Genomic DNA, 16,719 nt, shown 5'->3' on the forward strand with positions numbered 1-16,719 from the left:
TCGCTCGAAGCGGTAGTTCCCTCACCCGAGGACGGCTTTACTCGAGGTCGTCACTCGAGGAACAGTCGAACGTCCGCCGCCGGCCGCTCGGGCGTTTCGTCACAGCCGTCGGGGAACGAGGTGTACCACCCGGCGTCCCAGCTGCAGGTCGTCCTGGCGGTGAGATCGGCCGCCGTCGCCCCGTCCGCTTCCGGGGAGGCCTCGAACACGACGGTGTGACTCGAGGTGTGGGCCGTGTCGTCGCCCTCGACGACGTGCTCGACCGATCGAACGCGAACTGGACGGCCGACGTCGACGGGCTCGTCCGTGAGTCGTTCGATCGCTCGATCGGCCGCCGCGAGCCAGTCGTCGTCTTCGTCCTCAATGTGAGCGTTCGGCAACAGGGCGACGGGCTCCTCGAGGTGGGTGGCGATCAGAACCGAGCCGTCGGCGGCGGTGACCCCGACGACGGCCATCCCGCGACTGTGGGCGCGGCAGTGGTTCTCGTCGGCGTGGGTCTCGGTGCGTTCCTCGTAGTGAACGTCGTCGCGGTCTCGGAACCGGGCCGGGTCAGTGAGCGACTCGAGGTCGGTCAGGGAGTCGGTGCGCGTCGAGCTGGTCGCGGATCGTGGTGATTTCTCCGTCATTGGTTATTCGTCGCCGGTAATCGTTCGAACTGTCCACTCGCCGTCGGTGGGAATCGTCGCCCGCACTTCGAGTTCTACGAGGGCTCCGTCGACGTTGTGACTGGCAACCCCGACCATGCAACTAGCCGGGTAGTGAGGATAGTCGATGAAGTCCGATCGGACCTCGTGAATCGTTCCTCTGGTTTCGTCATCGAGGACATCCTCGCGAACGAACCATCGAAACTTCACGATGTCGTGCATCGACCCCTCGAGGTCCTCGAGTATCTTTTCAACGAGGCCCAGCATCTGTCGAGTCTGCTCACGAACGTTCCCCTCAGGGTAGACGAGGCCGTTGATCTCGACGTGCGTGTGCGTGTCGTGATGCGTTGCCACTGCGAGCGAAATTTGCGGTTCGTCGATGACGTCCGATTCAATCGTGCCTTGTCCGGGTGCGATGACGGTTTTCTTCATCTGTATCTCGTGTCTGCGTTTCGACTGGATTCGCCGCGTTCCTGGAATGGACTCATTTCGGCAACCAGACCAGTGGAACGTGATCCCAGGCCCAGCGCTCCTCGGGTTTCTCGGTGAATTCCCAGAACTGCCGCGGCGGAGTGCCGAGGGCGTCTTCGATTGCCGATTCGGAAAGCGTACTTTCCCCCTCGAGCACCAGCCGGAACCGCCTGGCGAACCCGTGGGGATCGAAGTCCGGGTCGTGCTCGCGCCACGCGTCGGGGTCCGCGAGACGACCGTCGTAGTGATCGCGCCCGGCCTCGGTGATGTAGCCGAGCACGAGGTGGCCGCCGGGGGTGACCGCGTCGTACAGCGCGCGGAGCGCGCGCTCTGTGTCGTCGACGTAACACAGCGTCGCGTAACAGCACACGAGGTCGAACTGCCGGCCGGGATCAAACTCGGGGAGCACGGCGCGTTCGAAGCACACGTTCTCGACCCCGCTCGAGCGGGCTCGATCGCGGTTCGCCGCGAGAATCGAGTCGGCGGCGTCGTAGCCGACGACGCTGGTTTCCGGGTGGCGTTTCGCGACGGTGAAGGCGACCTCGCCGGGGCCACAGCCGACGTCCGCGATCGAATCAGGGACGCCCTTCGCGGCGACGAAGTCCTCGAGGAGGTCGGTCAGGTGGTGGGTACTGGGGGTCGCGCCGGCGCGGTCGTCCGCGTCGGCGGTCTCCCAGAAGCGGTTCCAGTCGATGGTCTGCTCGAAAGGGGTGTCTGTCATGCGTGAGGAGTTGCTATCCGTTCGATCAGGTGTCGGTCGGCGGGAGCGGTCGACTCGTGGAGAGAGCCGTCGCTGTGGGATCGAAGGCGAGTCGTCGTATTACAGTGCGCCCGAAATCAGGGCTCTCGAGCGCTGTAGCTACACGTATTGGTAGTGATAAAAGAAAGCACCGATTTTAATTCGTTTATCTTCTGTATGTAATAATTCGGCGCGGCGGGTTAAATAGTTTTCGGCGTTCGTCGTGGATTCTCACCGAACCGGTGCTGTCGAATCTCGAGCGAGGAGCTATACTGTCTCCATCTCGCGCTCGAGCTGGCGGAGCTGATCCACGCGGCGCTCGGTCGATGGATGCGTCGAGAACAGTCTCCCGACGACGCCCGATTTCAGCGGGATGATGAAGAAGGCGTTCATCTCGGCCTCTTCGCGCATGTCTCTGTCGGGTACCTTGTCGATCTCTCCCGAAATCTTCAGCAGCGCGGAGGCGAGCGCAGAGGGCTTGCCGGTGATCGTCGCAGCACCCCGGTCGGCGGAGAACTCGCGATACCGCGAGAGCGCCCGGATCAGCAGGTAACTCACGATCCAGACGACCAGCGAGACGACGATGGCGACGATCACGCCGCCACCACCGCCGCGGCCGCGACCGTGACCGCCGCCGAAGAAGGCGCCCCAGCGGACGATCATGAACGCGATGGTCGACAGGAACGAGGCGATGGTCATCACCATCATGTCCCGATTCTTGACGTGAGCGAGTTCGTGGGCGAGGACGCCGTCGAGTTCGTCCTGGTCGAGCGTTCGCATCAGTCCCGTGGTGACGGCGACGGCAGCGTTCTTCTGGTTTCGCCCCGTCGCGAACGCGTTCGGCACTTTCGAGTCGATGACGGCGACTTTCGGCTTCGGGAGGTCGGCCTGCTGGGAGAGGCGTTCGACGGCGCTGTGAAGCTGTGGGTACTCCTCGGCGGAGACCGTCTTCGCGCCCATCGTTTTGAGAGTGAGGGTGTCGCTGAAGTAGTACTGCACCAGCGACATCCCGCCGAAGAGCAGGCCGAAGATCAGCAGGTTCGCTCCGCCCGCGATGTACGCCGTCAGCACCCCTGCGAAGACGATGTACAGGGCGAACAGCAGGAACATCGTGAGGAACATCCGAAACCGCAATCCCCAGTCCGGTTTCCAGTCCATACGCGAACAACGGACCGAGGGCGGATAAATCCGCCGCGAACGCGCCTCGAGCGGGTGGCCCGACCGGACGCTCCGTGCTCGCTCGTCCTCGAGTCGTATCTCGTATGCGCCCCCTATCGACCTCCAACGACGACGTGGATCGTCGACGATATCGCTCCCTCGATACGTTCTGCCACCCCAATCCACCACCTTTCAGTTGAGTCATAAGTGCTCGAGCGGGTACGTCGAAGCACCGAGCGAGCGTCCCCAAAACCCCTCTATTTCCCCTGGAAAGTCGAACACGAGGGGACGGCCACCGGTGTCGACGCTCGAGCGTACGCCACGCGTCAGACGCCCGGCCTTCGCGTTCCACCGGAAACGTCAGACGGGCGTGAAATCCGTCGTTCTACATGTTTGACGATCGATAACACCACGATCGAAACCGACACCAGTGGGGGAGATCAGACACATAGTTCGAAACGCGCACTTACTGGAGACGAATTCCGTGTGCCCTGATAACACGATCCGCAACCCCCTGGTTTCGGGTGGAGTTCCCACACGCTGTGACCGAACGGCCCGTCGAACCCCTCTATTTCCGGTGGAGACACCTCGCTGGGACCGGCGTCGGCGACGAACGCGTCGCTTAACTCCCCCAGTCCCCAACCACGGGACATGACCGATTCGCGTGCGTTCTGTCCCCGCTGTGGCGATCCGGTGCCGGAGCGGAGCGAAGGCGACGCGACGGACCCCCTCCGACCGGGGACCGACGTCGACCTCTGTGACAGCTGTTACTTCGACGACTTCGAATTCATCGACGCGCCCGACCGGATCGACGTACGCGTCTGCGCCCAGTGCGGGGCTGTCCACCGGGGTCGTCGCTGGGTCGACGTCGGTGCGCAGGATTACACCGACGTCGCCATCGAGGAGGTGAGCGAGGCGCTGGCCGTTCACGTCGACGTCAAGGACGTCGCCTGGCAGGTCGAACCCGAGGAGGTCGGCCCGAACACGATCCGGATGCACTGTTACTTCACGGGGACGGTTCGCGGAACGCCCGTCGAGGAGCAGGTGATGATCCCGGTGAAGATAGCCCGTCAGACCTGCACCAGGTGCGGTCGCATCGCCGGGGACTACTACGCCAGCATCGTCCAGATCCGGGCCGAGGACCGGACGCCCACGACGGAAGAACTCGAGCGGGCGAAAGAGATAGCCGAGACCATCGTCGCGGACATGGAGGCGACCGGGGACCGGAACGCCTTCATCACCGAGACCACGGAGACCGACGACGGCCTCAACATGCGGGTTTCGACCAACAAGATCGGCAAGAAGATCGCCAACAAGATGGTCGAAGAGTTCGGCGGCACCGTCAACGACGCCGAAACACTGGTCACCGAGGACGAGGATGGCAACGGCGTCTACCGCGTGACGTTCGCAGTTCGGCTCCCGCCGTACGTTCCCGGCGACGTGATCGACCTCGCGGACGACGACGAGGGGCCCGTCCTGGTCAGTAGTGCCCACGGCAACCTCAAAGGAATCCGGTTGCGGACGGGCGAACGCTACGAGGCGAGTTACGAGGAGGGCAACTCCCCCGAGGCCCGCAAACTTGGGGAGCGCGAGGACGCCGTCGAGGCGACCGTCGTCACGGTCGAGGACGAGCGCTCGATCCAGGTGCTCGATCCCGAGACCTACCAGGCGAAGACGATTTCCCGGCCCGAGTACGTCGACGCCGACGCGGAGGAAGTACCGGCGCTGAAGAGTCGCGCCGGCTTGCACATTTTGCCTGAGGACGATGAGTGAGGGCACAGGGGAGGACGACCGGTCTCGAGGCGAGGATTACCCTCGAGACGAGGGCCGACCTCGAGACGACGATTCGAGGTCGGACGACGATTCGAACTCGAGTCCCAGCGGCGATACTACAAAATCTATAGCAAAAGACTCGACCGCGCTCGAGCCGCGAGACGACCCGCTCGCGGTCGTCGTCGAGAAACCGCGCTCGGAGACGGCGATCGAATCCCTGCGGGCAGAGGGCGTCTACGACGACGACCGCCGGGTGCGGGAGTACGGCTCCGAGACGGTGGCGCTCCCGGTGCTCGAGTCACCCTCGGATACGGCCGTCCTCGAGGTCGTCCGTCAAATCGACCCCACCTACCGCACCCGCGACCTGGCCGACCACCTCCGCGAGTGGGGGTGGAGCGACGCCGACCTCGAGACGGCGCCCGGCTCCTGGGCCGTTATCGGTTCGGTGATCCTCGTTCGCGTTCCCGACGACTGCCACGACGAGGCCGAACTCGGAGAGGCCTTGCTCGCACTCCACGGCGAGGCCGACAGCGTGCTCGCTGACGAGGGAATCTCGAACGAGAGTAAGGGCGACGGCGGCACCTACCGCGAACCCCGAACGCGACTGCTCGCGGGCTCGAGTGACACCGAGACCGTCCACGTCGAGGACGGCACGCAGTACGCCCTCGACCCGACGCGGGTGATGTTCTCGCCGGGCAATCAGGCCGAGCGCCGGCGGATGGCCGAGGTCGTCAACCCGGACGAGCGCGTGTTCGACATGTTCGCCGGCATCGGCTACTTCACGCTCCCCATGGCGCGAGCGGGAGCGCGAGTGGCCGCGACGGAGCTGAATCCGACGGCATTTCGCTACCTGCTCGAGAACGCGATAGCCAACGACGTCTCGAGTCGGGTCGACGCCTACCACAGCGACTGTCGTGAACTGGCTGCCGACGTTCGCGCGGACCGGGTCGTCATGGGCTACTACGGCGTCGCCGACGACGAAGACGAGGCGGGACACGGCAGTCGAGTTGAGGAGGCCGTTTCGTTCCTGCCGGCGGCCCTCGAGGCCCTCGAGCCAGGTGGCGTCGTCCACTATCACGAGGCGACGCCGAGACCGGAACTGTGGGAGCGACCGGTCGGTCGGCTCGAGGCCGCTGTTGAAGAGGCAGGGCGGACCCTCGAGGTGCTCGAGAAGCGGCGGGTGAAGACGCACAGCGCGGGTGTCGAACACGTGGTCGTGGACGCTCGCGTGAAGTGACTCCTGAAGGGCTCGTTATCTATCCTTGTTGGTCGCTGTTGCGAAGCAGGCCTTTGCGTTCGTTCGGCACGGCTAGCATCTGGCTAACGTCTTCGCTGAGCGATGCTGCTTCGACCGGATACAGCGACCATCGAATGCGCTCGAACTGGACAGAACCGTCGCACGAGGACCTCCAGGCCGCTACACCACCATGTCTCAGGAGAAGGTCCAATCGATACCGAGTTCGTCCTCCTAAGATCTGGTATTACGGGTCTCGTCTAGTACGAGCACCGCCTCGAATCGAGCCTCGTCCCAAATACGCCCGCCGACAGTCTTCTGTTTGTGTTCTCTATTATGCAACGCGAACAGGCTATTCTCGTCTCTCTATAAATCACCTTCCCAATTATTAGAAAATAGAAAATATTAAATTGTGTTATGGATCTTCAATCGAACATACATGGCGCATGATGGATTAAGAGGGTGCAGGAGAGGGCTACTGGCAAGCTACTTCCCAATCGACCAGAACATAAATGGGAGGACGCTAGATGGACCTATGAGCGACGAACGTGACGTCCAAAGGATCATCGGCGCTGCAGTAAAAACCGGTCACCCCAAACAGGGGCCCAGACGAAGTTTAGCTGAATATACACATGACCCTGATCCTGCTTCAACGGGTGTGAGCGAAATGATAGTTAGGGTGAACGCCGATGGGAAAATAACGACCGCGTTCCCGGAGGAGGGGCCCGACGTCGCTGTCTGGATCCGTGATGAGCAGGAATGGCTAGATAATCTGTAACCCTCCAAAGATGACTGACCCAGCAGACACCTTCGAAATTGCCGTTCGCTACGATGACGATCTTCGAGAACAGGTCAAAGAGGGAGCTACTGATCCGCTGGGCTGGATCGATGTTATCCGAGGGGGTGATAAACCGCTCGTCGGCGGTGAACACGAGGAAGGGATGAGGGAATACCTAACGAGTCTGTTTGGAGGTCTATTGCAAGCACTGATGGGTTGTGTAGCGGGGAACGATGAAATCCTCCGGACAGGAAACGGCCCGCTCTATATCGTGTTCGAACCTGCCGACGATGAGACGATCTCCGTTTCGATCTGTTATTCTAAACGGAGTGCGCACTCTCCGGCACAGCGTGAAGCGTACGAACCGAGTGTGACCGTCCGCGCGGAGCCGCTGGTGAACGAACTCGTCGATCGAGCGACCGAGTTCGAGGCCTTCGTCGCTGATGTCAATCCGCAACTCGCAGCGGACTCGTCCGACTACCGAGGCCTCCGCGAAGATATCGATCGACTGCGAGACGTCTATCGCTCCGATCGCAGTCGTTGATATAGCCGACGCTATTCGGAGAGGAATCAAATTACTTCCATCGACGACTGGAACGGAAGCTACGAACGCTCCTGACTCGTAATCGACGACGATGAACGACGTGGATCCATTTACGATCGAATTCCGATATGGATCTCGACGGAGAGTACGGTTCGGTAAAACAGGCGATCAGAATGGGGGATTACAAGAAGGAGGCGATCGTCGTACAGGACGTCTCAGTGTCCAGAACGATCGACGAGGATCTTCGGGAATTGGGTATGGACGACGTGCGTATCGTCCGAACTGGAGGTGTGACGGAATGACATTCACCGCCGACGAAATCCGTGCCTGCTTCGAAGACGAGGTTGACGAGATTACAAAACGAGTCCGGTCGTGGGAAAACGGCGAGGTCCCGATCGACGGGACGACCACGTATCTCTATGCCGTCGCCAGGCGGTTCGAGTACCTCGGAAAACTCACGGCGCTACTCGGGGCGGTCCACCAGTCCCGAACGTGTATCGGAGAGGTCGCCAAGTGCTATCTCGCGCACATCGAAGCGTGTCGCTTGCGACGCGATATGACCGAACAGGCGAAGTGAAACAACGAACCGCAGATGTTCGCACGGGCGGTCAACGCTGCAGTCCTGAGTCGCGACGAGGAGTTACTCGCGAACGTCGCAGCCGCCACGCTCGCGATGGACGAAAGTTATCTCGATGCCTTCACCGAATCGTCTCTCAGCGCGCCGGCGCGATACTACAATGCAAAGGTTAAGGCCGCAATCGCGATCGACGATAAGTCGGTACGGGCGTTGCTCGCCAACCTCGAGGAGAGCCTCGAACGATTCGAGGAGAAGAGCCCGTATTGGGAGGTGATCCCGGTGTATTATCGCGCACTCGTAGATGGATCGGAACCGGCGGCTCAAACGAGCCTTTCGGAACTGTACGATTATTACGCTGCGGAGGAACCCGATCCGGACGACCCTCGCTGGTTCGTCCTTCACCACGTGTGCGCACACATCGTGCTTGCGCGTCGACGCGGCCTGAGGGTCTCCCGGAAGTCCGATCGGCTCTCGGAGGCGCTCCTCCGAGAGGACGTGCCAGCGGACGATACCGAACTCGACGTTGACGTGGACCTGGACGCGTTCCAGGTCACGAGCGACGTCGGGTTCTTCGAACTCGAACGCGACGGGGACGATCAATCCGTAATTGCAGGACGGATCTATCATTCCGACGGTGAGCCGGTGAGTGCCGACGACGTTCCCGAGCGCGAAGCAGGCCGGGTACTCTCCGACGAGTGGGTTGTGGCGGCCCTCGAGGAGGCAACCTGGCACGACTCCTACGACGACAAACTGGTAGCCGACGCAACAGCTGCTTTTAAGGACGGAACGGTGGGCCGAAAACTGGTCGTGGTCCAGGATCGAACCGACGAACACACGTTCGACGAGTCACTGGCAGAACTACCGATCGACGACGTTACGCTACTGAAGGGCGCTGGACGGCGCCGTTGATCGACGTTCTCATTTCTGTGGTAGGAACGTGCATGTTCGTATAACTTGGTGGCCTGGTGAAGACAGCCCTCAGCCCGCCGCTTTTGGATACACGCTCGAAGAGTCCGACGTCCCCCACTACTGATTCACCCACGGCTGTCTCTCAGAGTAACATCGAACGATTCGCGAATGTCGGTTGCTCATTGTCGGAGACGAATCCGTCGAACTAAGCCGACTTCTCGCGAAGGAGTGGATATGATGACAACCGACGTATCGCTCAACAAAATAACGGTCGGGGACAACGAGGTGATTCCTCCCAATTCCGTCGAGGATCACGTCGAACGCGATGACTCGGTAATCGTCGTGTTAGGAACGTTTCGGACGGGCAAGCACGGAGACCGCGATTTCGACGTCCCTTCTGACGATCGAAACGTTGTTGCGATAGATCACGCTAGCCGGGTAACGTGGATAATTGACCCCGTCCCCGTCCCGATGACCTCGGAAAACGGAGGTCATCGGAAACTGTGGACGATACAGGACCGATTCCTAACCAGTCACACGGACGGTACCTTCGAATTCGATCCGGAAACGGGTGAGATTCTCGAGGCGTGGCCCAAAACCGAACTCCCCGTCGGTGACCACACCGTCGACCTCAGCGGCGAGGTCTTCGACGTCCTCGAGTTCGACGACGCCATCTTTATTTATTGTTCAGAGGCCACACACGATCTCTATGCATTCGAATCCGATGGCACGGAACGATGGCGCTCGGAACCCGACGAGTGGCGGGGACATCTCTCCGTCGAGGATGGCGACCTCTGGGAACGAGTCGCGGTCGATCGGACAATCGACCACCGATACCGGCTCGATCCCGCAACGGGCGAACGCCTCGAGTGCGAGGAGATCGAGACCGGACTCTGGTGACAATCCATATGAACGATGCCCACCGAGACGCCTTATGGGCAAATCGTTTGCTGACGGCTCGATCGTCATGGAGGGAACGACCAGTACACCGACCGAATACCTTCGGTTCGAGCCGAACGGACTTTCCGGCGAATACTGGCTCCACCGGCGAGACGAGCTTGATCCGACGCACACGCGAGACGAGGTTATCGACCGGTATGCCCTCCCACCGAGTGAGTCCTACACCGTTACTGTCGTCGAAATTCCCGCAGGGATCGCGATCCGATTCGGAACAGTCGGCGCCAGCCACGGCCGGACTGGCGGTGCGGACCTTGTTAATCTGCTCGAATACGAATCGATTCCATCCGCCTGGATCCGTCGGTCGCTTTCGCTAGCCAAATTACTCAAAGCCCAGTGACGCCGAGGATCAGAGGACGTTCATGCTCGCGTCGCGTCGTGGCTCCTGATACCTCTCTCGGGCGTTGTCGTCACTCTCGAGCGGATCGCCCACCCAGGACGGTAAACGAGTCGATTGCGTTCGAGAGACAGAACTGCGCTCGTCGGGCTGACGATGGTGACGTAAGCTTGTTTGATGCTCGTGCAGATGCTCGAAGGGGTCTCTCTCCACCATCGACCGCGATTGTCGAGGAGGAACACCTAATCGTTTCTCGAACGATGCGTAGTTGCCGTCGTCACGTTTCGTTACGGAAGTGTACTCGGTCGTGAACTTGATACGACTTGGGTTCGAACCATCCCGTTATGAACCTGAACCAGATCATCGCGGCGCTGTTCGCCCTGTTGATGATCTCGTCGATGGTCGCCTGGGGCGCGACGTTTATCTTCTAACTTAGCCGTCGGTGTCCCAGACGTCCGCGAGCGGGCTTCGCTTCGAGGAGCGTCGGCCGCGTCGTGACCGCGATCCGGAACGGGAACTGCCTCGAGCATCGCTCTCGTTCGCGCTCCCGCCTGAGCCTGCCCCCTCTTTCGACTCTGAACTCGACATACTGTGCGAGGACGTTCTCGAGTACCCGCCGCGCCCGCCCCCATCCGTCGCCTCGAGCGCCGCCCGCGGCTCGAACTCGGGCAATTCCGGCACCGAGAGGCGATCGACCTGTTCTTCGAACCAGTCAGGCATGTCCGTCCGGGCGCGTTCGAACAGGTCGAGCAGGCTCGAGTCCGCGACGTAGGTTGCTCCATGGTCGTCAGGGGCGCGGATCACCCGGCCGCAGGCCTGGATCACGGTCCTGAGCGCCGCCCGGTAGTACCACGCCCACTGCCCTTCCTCGAGACGGTGAGCCACTCGCGAGTCGCTCGTGTTGAGGAACGGTGCCTTGCAGAGCACCTGCCAGCGACAGAGGTCGCCCTTCAGGTCGAGCGCTTCCTCCATCTTCACCGAGAGGAAGACGTCCGGTTCCGAGGAGGCCTTCCAGGACTCGAGGTCGGCGTCCCGGTCGTCCCTGGAGTGGGCTCGAACGCGGTCGCCGACGCCGAAATCGGTGAGGAGCGACTCGAGTTGCTCCTGGATCGCGTAGGAGTGGGCGTGGATCAGCCCCTTCTCGTCGGGGTGGGCCTGCATGATGCGGACGATGGTACGGGCGATCTTCGGCAGGGTCTCCTCGCGGTGTTCGTAGGTCATCTTCCCCTGAGTGACGTCGTAGAGCGGCCGGTTCTCGACGGGGAAGGTGTGGCCGACGTCGACGAGGGCGACGCGGGAGGGCTCGAGACCGACGTGGCGACAGAAGGCGTCCTTGTTGAGGATCGTGGCCGAGAGGAGTGCGAACTTGTTGCCCCGGTCCCAGACGGTGTACCGGAGGTAGCGCTCGGGGTCCATCGGTTTGATGGTGAGAGGGCCGCCGTTCGGGTTCTCGGTTTCGTCCCCGTCGCTCGAGTCCGCCCCTCCGTCGCGGTTCGACCCTCCGTCATCAGCCTGATCGACCAGCCACGTCGTCGGACTCTGCGGGTCGCGGTAGTCCTCGACGAAGAAGTCGAGTTCGCCGATGAGTTCCTGGAGGCGGTCCCGCTCTCGCACTTCGCCGGGTGAGAGGGATTCCTGGCCGAGCAACTCGTCCTTGCGGCTGGTACACCGCCGGCCGAGTGCCTCGGCGTAGCGGGCTGCCGCTTCCACGGAGTCGACCTGGGGCACCCGAAGGTCGTCCCAGAACGGGACGGTCCGGGGGCCGAGCTGGATCGTCGCGTACATCTCGGCCCACTCGGAGAGGCCGTGGGCCTCGTCGATCACGACGACGTCGCGCTTGCGGAACACCTCGCTGCCCGCGGTCTGCATGAAGTACGCGAGCGTCATCGCCGCGATGGAGCGGTTGGAGGCGATGGCTCGGTCGGAAAAGTACGGACAGCGGTGCTGGACCGAGCAGTCGTAGCCCCGCTCGCGGACGCAGGGGGCCTGGTTGACCGGCGTGTCGAGTTCGCCGGGGAGGAGGCAGGTGTAGTTCGACTTCCCGCGGATGATGTTCAGGTCCTGGAGCAAGTCGTCGCCGGCCACGTCGTCGAGCTGGGAGACCTGCGGGGTCGTGTAGTAGGCGCCGGTCGCCTCCACTGGATCAGCCTCGTCGACCGTACGGGCACAGCCGGCGACCGCACGAGCCAGCAGGGACTTGCCACTGCCCGTCGGCGCGCGGACGAGAACGACGTCGTTGCCCGCCTCGAAGGCGTCGCGGATGTCGCGGAGGGCCTGCTCCTGGTTGCCCCGGTAGCTCGGCGCGGGGAACGCCTCGAAGATCCGGTCGGGATTCACCACTCGAGTCACCGGGGGGCGTGGTCCTAAAGGCTGCGGAGTCTCGCGCGTCCTGAACGATGGATGTCGGCAGCGATTGGGGTGCTCGAAGCGACGGCAGCGACTGGTATGGGCTCGAAGCGATGGCAGTGACCGGGGTGGTCTCGAGACGGCGGTGAAGACTCCTCGAGGCGTACGGGAACGTTCGGCTTACGACGGAGTTAGGTTCCCGATTACAATTCGGACCACTGTCGTCGAACGGTGTACGGAAGGGTCGCTCAGCGGAAGAGCACCGCGGCGTCTCTGACCCGCGGCGGCCGTCTGGCCTCGTGGCGTTCGAATCCCACCCCTTCCGCTCCTGAATATTACTATACTTTCTATAGCAAGCACTCGAGACCGTCGCCACGCTCTTTGTCCACGCCCCCGAACGAAAAACATGGCACGCCTCGAGGATCCGCTCGAAATCGGCGGCGTCGAGATTCCGAACCGCCTCTACCGAGCACCGGTCCTCGAGTGCGCGGGGAACGGACCCGACGCCGTCGAGACGCTGATCGAAGACCTCGAGCCGGCCGCCGAGTCGGGCGTCGGATTGCTCTGCCAGGGGGCGACCATCGTCCGTGGCGAGGGCGGCTGTGCGGCTCCAGGGATGACCCGCGTCCACGACCCCGACTTCGTGTCCCGTCTCTCACGGCTCACCAACCGGATCCACGACCACGGGAGCCGGATCTTCGTCCAGCTCGAGCACGGGGGCCTTCGGAGCATGGAGACCTGGCACGCCGGCTATCGGCGCGAGCACCCGGACCTCGAGCAACTCGCCGTCTCCCCCCTCCCGGCACCGCTACGCGCGCTCGACCGGGCGGGCTTTCTGGCCTACGATCCGCACGTCCTGACGACCGAGGAGGTGTACGAACTGGCCGCCGACTTCGGCCGTTCGGCGGCGTACTGCGTCGACGCCGGCTACGACGGCATCCACCTCTCGGGGGCGAACATGGGCATCGTCCAGCAGTTCCTCTCGCCGTTTTACAACCGCCGTGACGACGAATTTGGGGGGACGCCCGAGAACCGACTCGCCTTCCTGGAGGTCGTCCACGACGAGATCCGCGACCGGGCTGGTGACGTCCCGCTGATCACCAAGGTGCCCGCCGAGACGCCGGCCCCATCCTGGCCGGTCGTCCGCAGGAAGCTCTCCCTCCAGGACGGCGTCGAGATCGCGCGACGGCTCGAACGGATCGGGTACGACGGCGTCGTGCCGGTCCAGACCTCCGTGGCCTGGGACATGAGCATCGTCCGCGGGCGGTATCCGAAACGGGCCTGGGAGAACGAGGCGCTTCGCGAGGGGTACGACGAGGCCTTCGGCGGTCCGTGGCGGCGGCGACTCGTCGCGCTTGGTAATCGACTCGAGTCGCTGGTCTACGACTTCGAGCCGGCCTGGAACGAGGACTTCTGTCGTCGCGTCTGCGATCGAGTCTCCATTCCGGTGCTGGCCGAAGGGGGAATCCGAGAGCGAGGCCAGATGGATCGGTTACTGGGTGCGACTGGCGAAACCGACGACGGGTCCGTCAGGAACGCGGCACCCGCCTGCAACATGGTCGGCATGGCCCGTCCCTTCTACGCCGAACCGCGTCTCGGGGCGCGGTTGCTCGAGTCTCGGTCTTCGTCCCCGGGCATAACTGACCGCGAACCTGCCCCGGAGATGCGCGTCCTCTGTGAGAACTGCAACAACTGTACGGTCCCGCAGGTGACGGGCGCCCCCGGAATCTGTCGCACGCCGTCAGTGCTCGGAAAGCGGGGCGAACTCGAGCGAGAGGGCGTCTACGACGGCCAGGAGTGACCTGCCATCTCCGCGCCGGCCCCGGCCCCCGGCTGCCAGCCGAACGCCTATGCGCCATCGCCCGAAATCGTCGGGTCACATGCGCGCCGTACTCTTCGACATGGACGGGGTCCTCGTCGACTCCGAGGACTACTGGGTCACCCTCGAGCGCGAAGAACTTCTCCCGCAGGTCGTCCCCGACCAGGACGTCGCTGTCGCCGAAATCACCGGGATGAACTACCGCGAGATCTACGACTACCTCGATGCGGAGTACGAGACTGCGGTCTCCCGCGAGGAGTTCCTGGACCTGTTCGAAACCGCCGCCGAAACCCTCTACCGCGACCGCGTGGCCCTCCTCGAGGGTACTCACGACCTGCTCGACGAACTCGAGGAACGGGACGTCCCGCGAGCGATCGTCTCCTCGTCCCCTCACGACTGGATCGACATCGTCCTCGAGCGATTCGACCTCGCGGATCGGTTCGACGCGGTCGTCAGCGCCGAAGAAATCGACGGGCCGGGCAAGCCGGAACCGGACGTCTTCGAGTACGCTGCGGCCGAACTCGGCATCGAACCCGAGGAGTGCGTCGTCCTCGAGGACTCCGAGCACGGGATCCGTGCGGCAGCCCGTGCGGGGACGACCTGCATCGCCTACGAAATCGAGGCTCACGACGACGTCGATTACTCGCCTGCCGACGCGGTCGTCGATAGCCCACTCGAGTTGCGCGATGCGGTCCTCGAGCGGGTTCAGGGTGCTCCTCGTTGACGCGACCTGCTGTGTTCCGTTGACGCGACCCGTTATGACCTCTGGTACTGACACTCTCTGTGCCCCCTGGTAACGACACCCTCTGCGGCCAGTACGTTCAAACGTCGTGAGCGTCACTAACGAATACATGAACAGACGTCGCTATCTCGGGACACTCACCGCCGGCCTTGCCGTGGGCGGTCTGGCCGGCTGTCTCGACGACCTCCAGGCGACATCCAGGAGCGACGCCGATCGGACGGCCGGGAACGGCGACGGGGCGACGGACGACGGCGACGACGGCACCGGCAGCACCGACGACTCCACGACCGACGGCAGCGCCGGCCGCGACGAAGCTGACCGCGAGATTCGACTGGCTGCCGGGCGACTGAACCGCGCCGGCGCCTCGCTTCGAGAATCCCGTGATTCCCTCGAGGACCCCGAATCGACCGACTACGACTCCGAGGAGCCCCAGGCGTTTCTCGACGAAGCCCTCGAGTCGCTCGAGGCGGCCGAAGACGCCGACCCGACCGAGGCACAACGCGCCGACATCGAAGAACTGAATGCCTACGCGGCCGTCCTCGGCCCCGCCATCGAGGTGACGGCCGTCGTCACCGACGACGGCCTCGAGGACGAGGTCGCCCAGGTCAACGACGCCATCGTCGACGAGGACCTCGTGACGGCCCGGTCGGTCGCCGAGTCGCTCGTCGACACCTTCGCCCCCGCACAGGAGACTCTCCAACCTGCACTCGAGGGCGTCGAATCCCTCGATGCCGACCGACTCGCCGATCTCGCAATCACGGACCTCGCGGCCGTCGAGGACGGCGTCCGGACGCTCGCGTCGGTCGTCGACTCCCTGGTCGTCCTCTCGACGTCGCTCGTGTCCCTCGTCGACGGCCACGAAGCGCTCGAGGAAGGCGGCAACCTGGCCGACGAAGAAGCGTTCGACGAGGCGTGTACGGCGTTCGACGACGCGGCGACGATTTACGCGGATACCGAAGCGTCGCTCGAGGACGGCCACGCGGACGCTCCCGAGGGGCTGGTGGCGTACTTCGAGACGGCGCTGTGCCAGGTCGACCACCTCGAGCAGGCGGCAGTCGCGTTCACCGAGGCGGCGAAGGCGGCCGACGACGGGGACCGGCGCACGGCCGAAGAGCGAGAGGCCGACGCGGAAGAACAACTCGAGCTGGCGGAAGCGTGTGGGACGTAAGGAGAGCGAACGCCGAGACCGACTACGACGACTTGCGAACGTCAGAACGAACTACGGCGAGTCGTGGACGCCGGAACGAACGACGATTCGCGATTATCGGAACCGACTACGACGAGTCGACCGGCCGCCCGTCCTCGGTTCGCGGGGCGACGTGATCGACGTAGTCCTCGAGCGACGGTTCCTCGACGCGGACGCGAACGGCGATTTCGCCGAGTTCGTCGGGTTCGCCGACCGAGAAGTTCACGCGGCCCTCGAACGCTGCCTGCTTCTTCAGCGCGAAGTGAAACGTGTCGCCCTCGCGGCTCGAGAAGAACTCGCCCCGGGCCGTATCCAGAATCTCCTGGCGGTGTAGTTGTTCCGAGAAGTGCTCCATGGAGTGGACCGTCGCCGTCACTTCGCCGAACCGTTCTTCGGGCTCGGCGTTCGGGAACAGGTTTCTGATGGCGTCTTCGACCCGGCTCGTTACCTCCGTGTCGTTGACGGGGGCAGTGATCTCGACGTCGACGCGGTAGAGCGTGGTCAT

The 16,719-nt window shown here is 63.2% G+C and carries 18 protein-coding genes and 1 tRNA gene; 13 read left to right on the plus strand and 6 right to left on the minus strand.

The window, feature by feature from the left end; genetic code table 11:
* Window positions 1-50 precede the first annotated feature (50 nt).
* From AC6I65_RS00585 to htpX, 4 genes are all read right to left on the minus strand, one after another.
* Window positions 51-626: a hypothetical protein gene (locus AC6I65_RS00585; RefSeq protein ID WP_497902179.1), complete on the minus strand. Its 576-nt coding sequence runs from the start codon at window positions 624-626 to the stop codon at window positions 51-53.
* A gap of 3 nt (window positions 627-629) precedes the next feature.
* Window positions 630-1,076 (minus strand): RidA family protein, encoded by a 447-nt coding sequence (locus AC6I65_RS00590; RefSeq protein WP_497902180.1) that lies wholly within the window; start codon window positions 1,074-1,076, stop codon window positions 630-632.
* Between the two features lie 52 nt (window positions 1,077-1,128).
* On the minus strand, window positions 1,129-1,836 hold the full coding sequence (locus AC6I65_RS00595; protein ID WP_497902181.1) for a class I SAM-dependent methyltransferase: 708 nt from the start codon (window positions 1,834-1,836) through the stop codon (window positions 1,129-1,131).
* A 285-nt stretch (window positions 1,837-2,121) separates the two neighbouring features.
* A complete protein-coding gene (htpX, locus tag AC6I65_RS00600; RefSeq protein ID WP_497902182.1) occupies window positions 2,122-3,012 on the minus strand; it encodes a zinc metalloprotease HtpX in 891 nt (296 codons plus the stop codon).
* Between the two features lie 651 nt (window positions 3,013-3,663).
* On the opposite strand from htpX, the gene AC6I65_RS00605 reads away from it, so the two are divergent.
* The 9 genes from AC6I65_RS00605 (at window position 3,664) to AC6I65_RS00645 (ending at window position 10,124) form a co-directional block, all read left to right on the plus strand.
* A complete protein-coding gene (locus tag AC6I65_RS00605; RefSeq protein ID WP_497902183.1) occupies window positions 3,664-4,785 on the plus strand; it encodes a 60S ribosomal export protein NMD3 in 1,122 nt (373 codons plus the stop codon).
* Entirely contained in the window at window positions 4,778-6,022 is a 1,245-nt protein-coding gene (locus AC6I65_RS00610) for a class I SAM-dependent methyltransferase (protein WP_497902184.1), read from the plus strand. The genes AC6I65_RS00605 and AC6I65_RS00610 overlap by 8 nt, the downstream gene beginning before the upstream one ends.
* Before the next feature lie 532 nt (window positions 6,023-6,554).
* A complete protein-coding gene (locus AC6I65_RS00615) occupies window positions 6,555-6,797 on the plus strand; it encodes a hypothetical protein (protein ID WP_497902185.1) in 243 nt (80 codons plus the stop codon).
* Window positions 6,798-6,807: 10 nt separating this feature from the next.
* Window positions 6,808-7,341, plus strand: a complete 534-nt coding sequence (locus AC6I65_RS00620) for a hypothetical protein (RefSeq protein WP_497902186.1) — start codon at window positions 6,808-6,810, stop codon at window positions 7,339-7,341.
* Window positions 7,342-7,469: 128 nt separating this feature from the next.
* A complete protein-coding gene (locus tag AC6I65_RS00625) occupies window positions 7,470-7,643 on the plus strand; it encodes a hypothetical protein (RefSeq protein WP_497902187.1) in 174 nt (57 codons plus the stop codon).
* Window positions 7,640-7,918 (plus strand): hypothetical protein, encoded by a 279-nt coding sequence (locus tag AC6I65_RS00630; protein ID WP_497902188.1) that lies wholly within the window; start codon window positions 7,640-7,642, stop codon window positions 7,916-7,918. The genes AC6I65_RS00625 and AC6I65_RS00630 overlap by 4 nt, the downstream gene beginning before the upstream one ends.
* A gap of 15 nt (window positions 7,919-7,933) precedes the next feature.
* Window positions 7,934-8,827, plus strand: coding sequence for a hypothetical protein (locus AC6I65_RS00635; protein ID WP_497902189.1), 894 nt, complete (start codon window positions 7,934-7,936; stop codon window positions 8,825-8,827).
* A 237-nt stretch (window positions 8,828-9,064) separates the two neighbouring features.
* Window positions 9,065-9,727, plus strand: coding sequence for a DUF7957 family protein (locus AC6I65_RS00640; protein ID WP_497902190.1), 663 nt, complete (start codon window positions 9,065-9,067; stop codon window positions 9,725-9,727).
* Window positions 9,728-9,761: 34 nt separating this feature from the next.
* The gene (locus AC6I65_RS00645; RefSeq protein WP_497902191.1) at window positions 9,762-10,124 is read left to right on the plus strand and encodes a hypothetical protein; all 363 of its coding nucleotides are present in this window, start codon (window positions 9,762-9,764) and stop codon (window positions 10,122-10,124) included.
* A 429-nt stretch (window positions 10,125-10,553) separates the two neighbouring features.
* Here the strand turns inward: AC6I65_RS00645 and AC6I65_RS00650 are convergent, their stop codons facing one another.
* On the minus strand, window positions 10,554-12,458 hold the full coding sequence (locus AC6I65_RS00650) for a helicase C-terminal domain-containing protein (protein ID WP_497902192.1): 1,905 nt from the start codon (window positions 12,456-12,458) through the stop codon (window positions 10,554-10,556).
* A gap of 246 nt (window positions 12,459-12,704) precedes the next feature.
* On the opposite strand from AC6I65_RS00650, the gene AC6I65_RS00655 reads away from it, so the two are divergent.
* From AC6I65_RS00655 to AC6I65_RS00670, 4 genes are all read left to right on the plus strand, one after another.
* Window positions 12,705-12,792: transfer RNA gene (locus tag AC6I65_RS00655), tRNA-OTHER, on the plus strand.
* Between the two features lie 81 nt (window positions 12,793-12,873).
* Window positions 12,874-14,268 carry an oxidoreductase gene (locus tag AC6I65_RS00660; protein ID WP_497902193.1) on the plus strand — a complete coding sequence of 465 codons (1,395 nt, stop codon included), beginning with the start codon at window positions 12,874-12,876 and terminating at the stop codon, window positions 14,266-14,268.
* 79 nt (window positions 14,269-14,347) lie between these two features.
* Window positions 14,348-15,010 carry an HAD family hydrolase gene (locus AC6I65_RS00665; RefSeq protein ID WP_497902194.1) on the plus strand — a complete coding sequence of 221 codons (663 nt, stop codon included), beginning with the start codon at window positions 14,348-14,350 and terminating at the stop codon, window positions 15,008-15,010.
* A gap of 127 nt (window positions 15,011-15,137) precedes the next feature.
* On the plus strand, window positions 15,138-16,196 hold the full coding sequence (locus AC6I65_RS00670; RefSeq protein ID WP_497902195.1) for a hypothetical protein: 1,059 nt from the start codon (window positions 15,138-15,140) through the stop codon (window positions 16,194-16,196).
* Window positions 16,197-16,302: 106 nt separating this feature from the next.
* Here AC6I65_RS00670 and AC6I65_RS00675 read toward each other — a convergent pair whose 3' ends face one another.
* Window positions 16,303-16,719, minus strand: a complete 417-nt coding sequence (locus tag AC6I65_RS00675; RefSeq protein WP_497902196.1) for an RNA-binding domain-containing protein — start codon at window positions 16,717-16,719, stop codon at window positions 16,303-16,305.

This window comes from Natronosalvus sp. KLKA75, assembly GCF_059736265.1.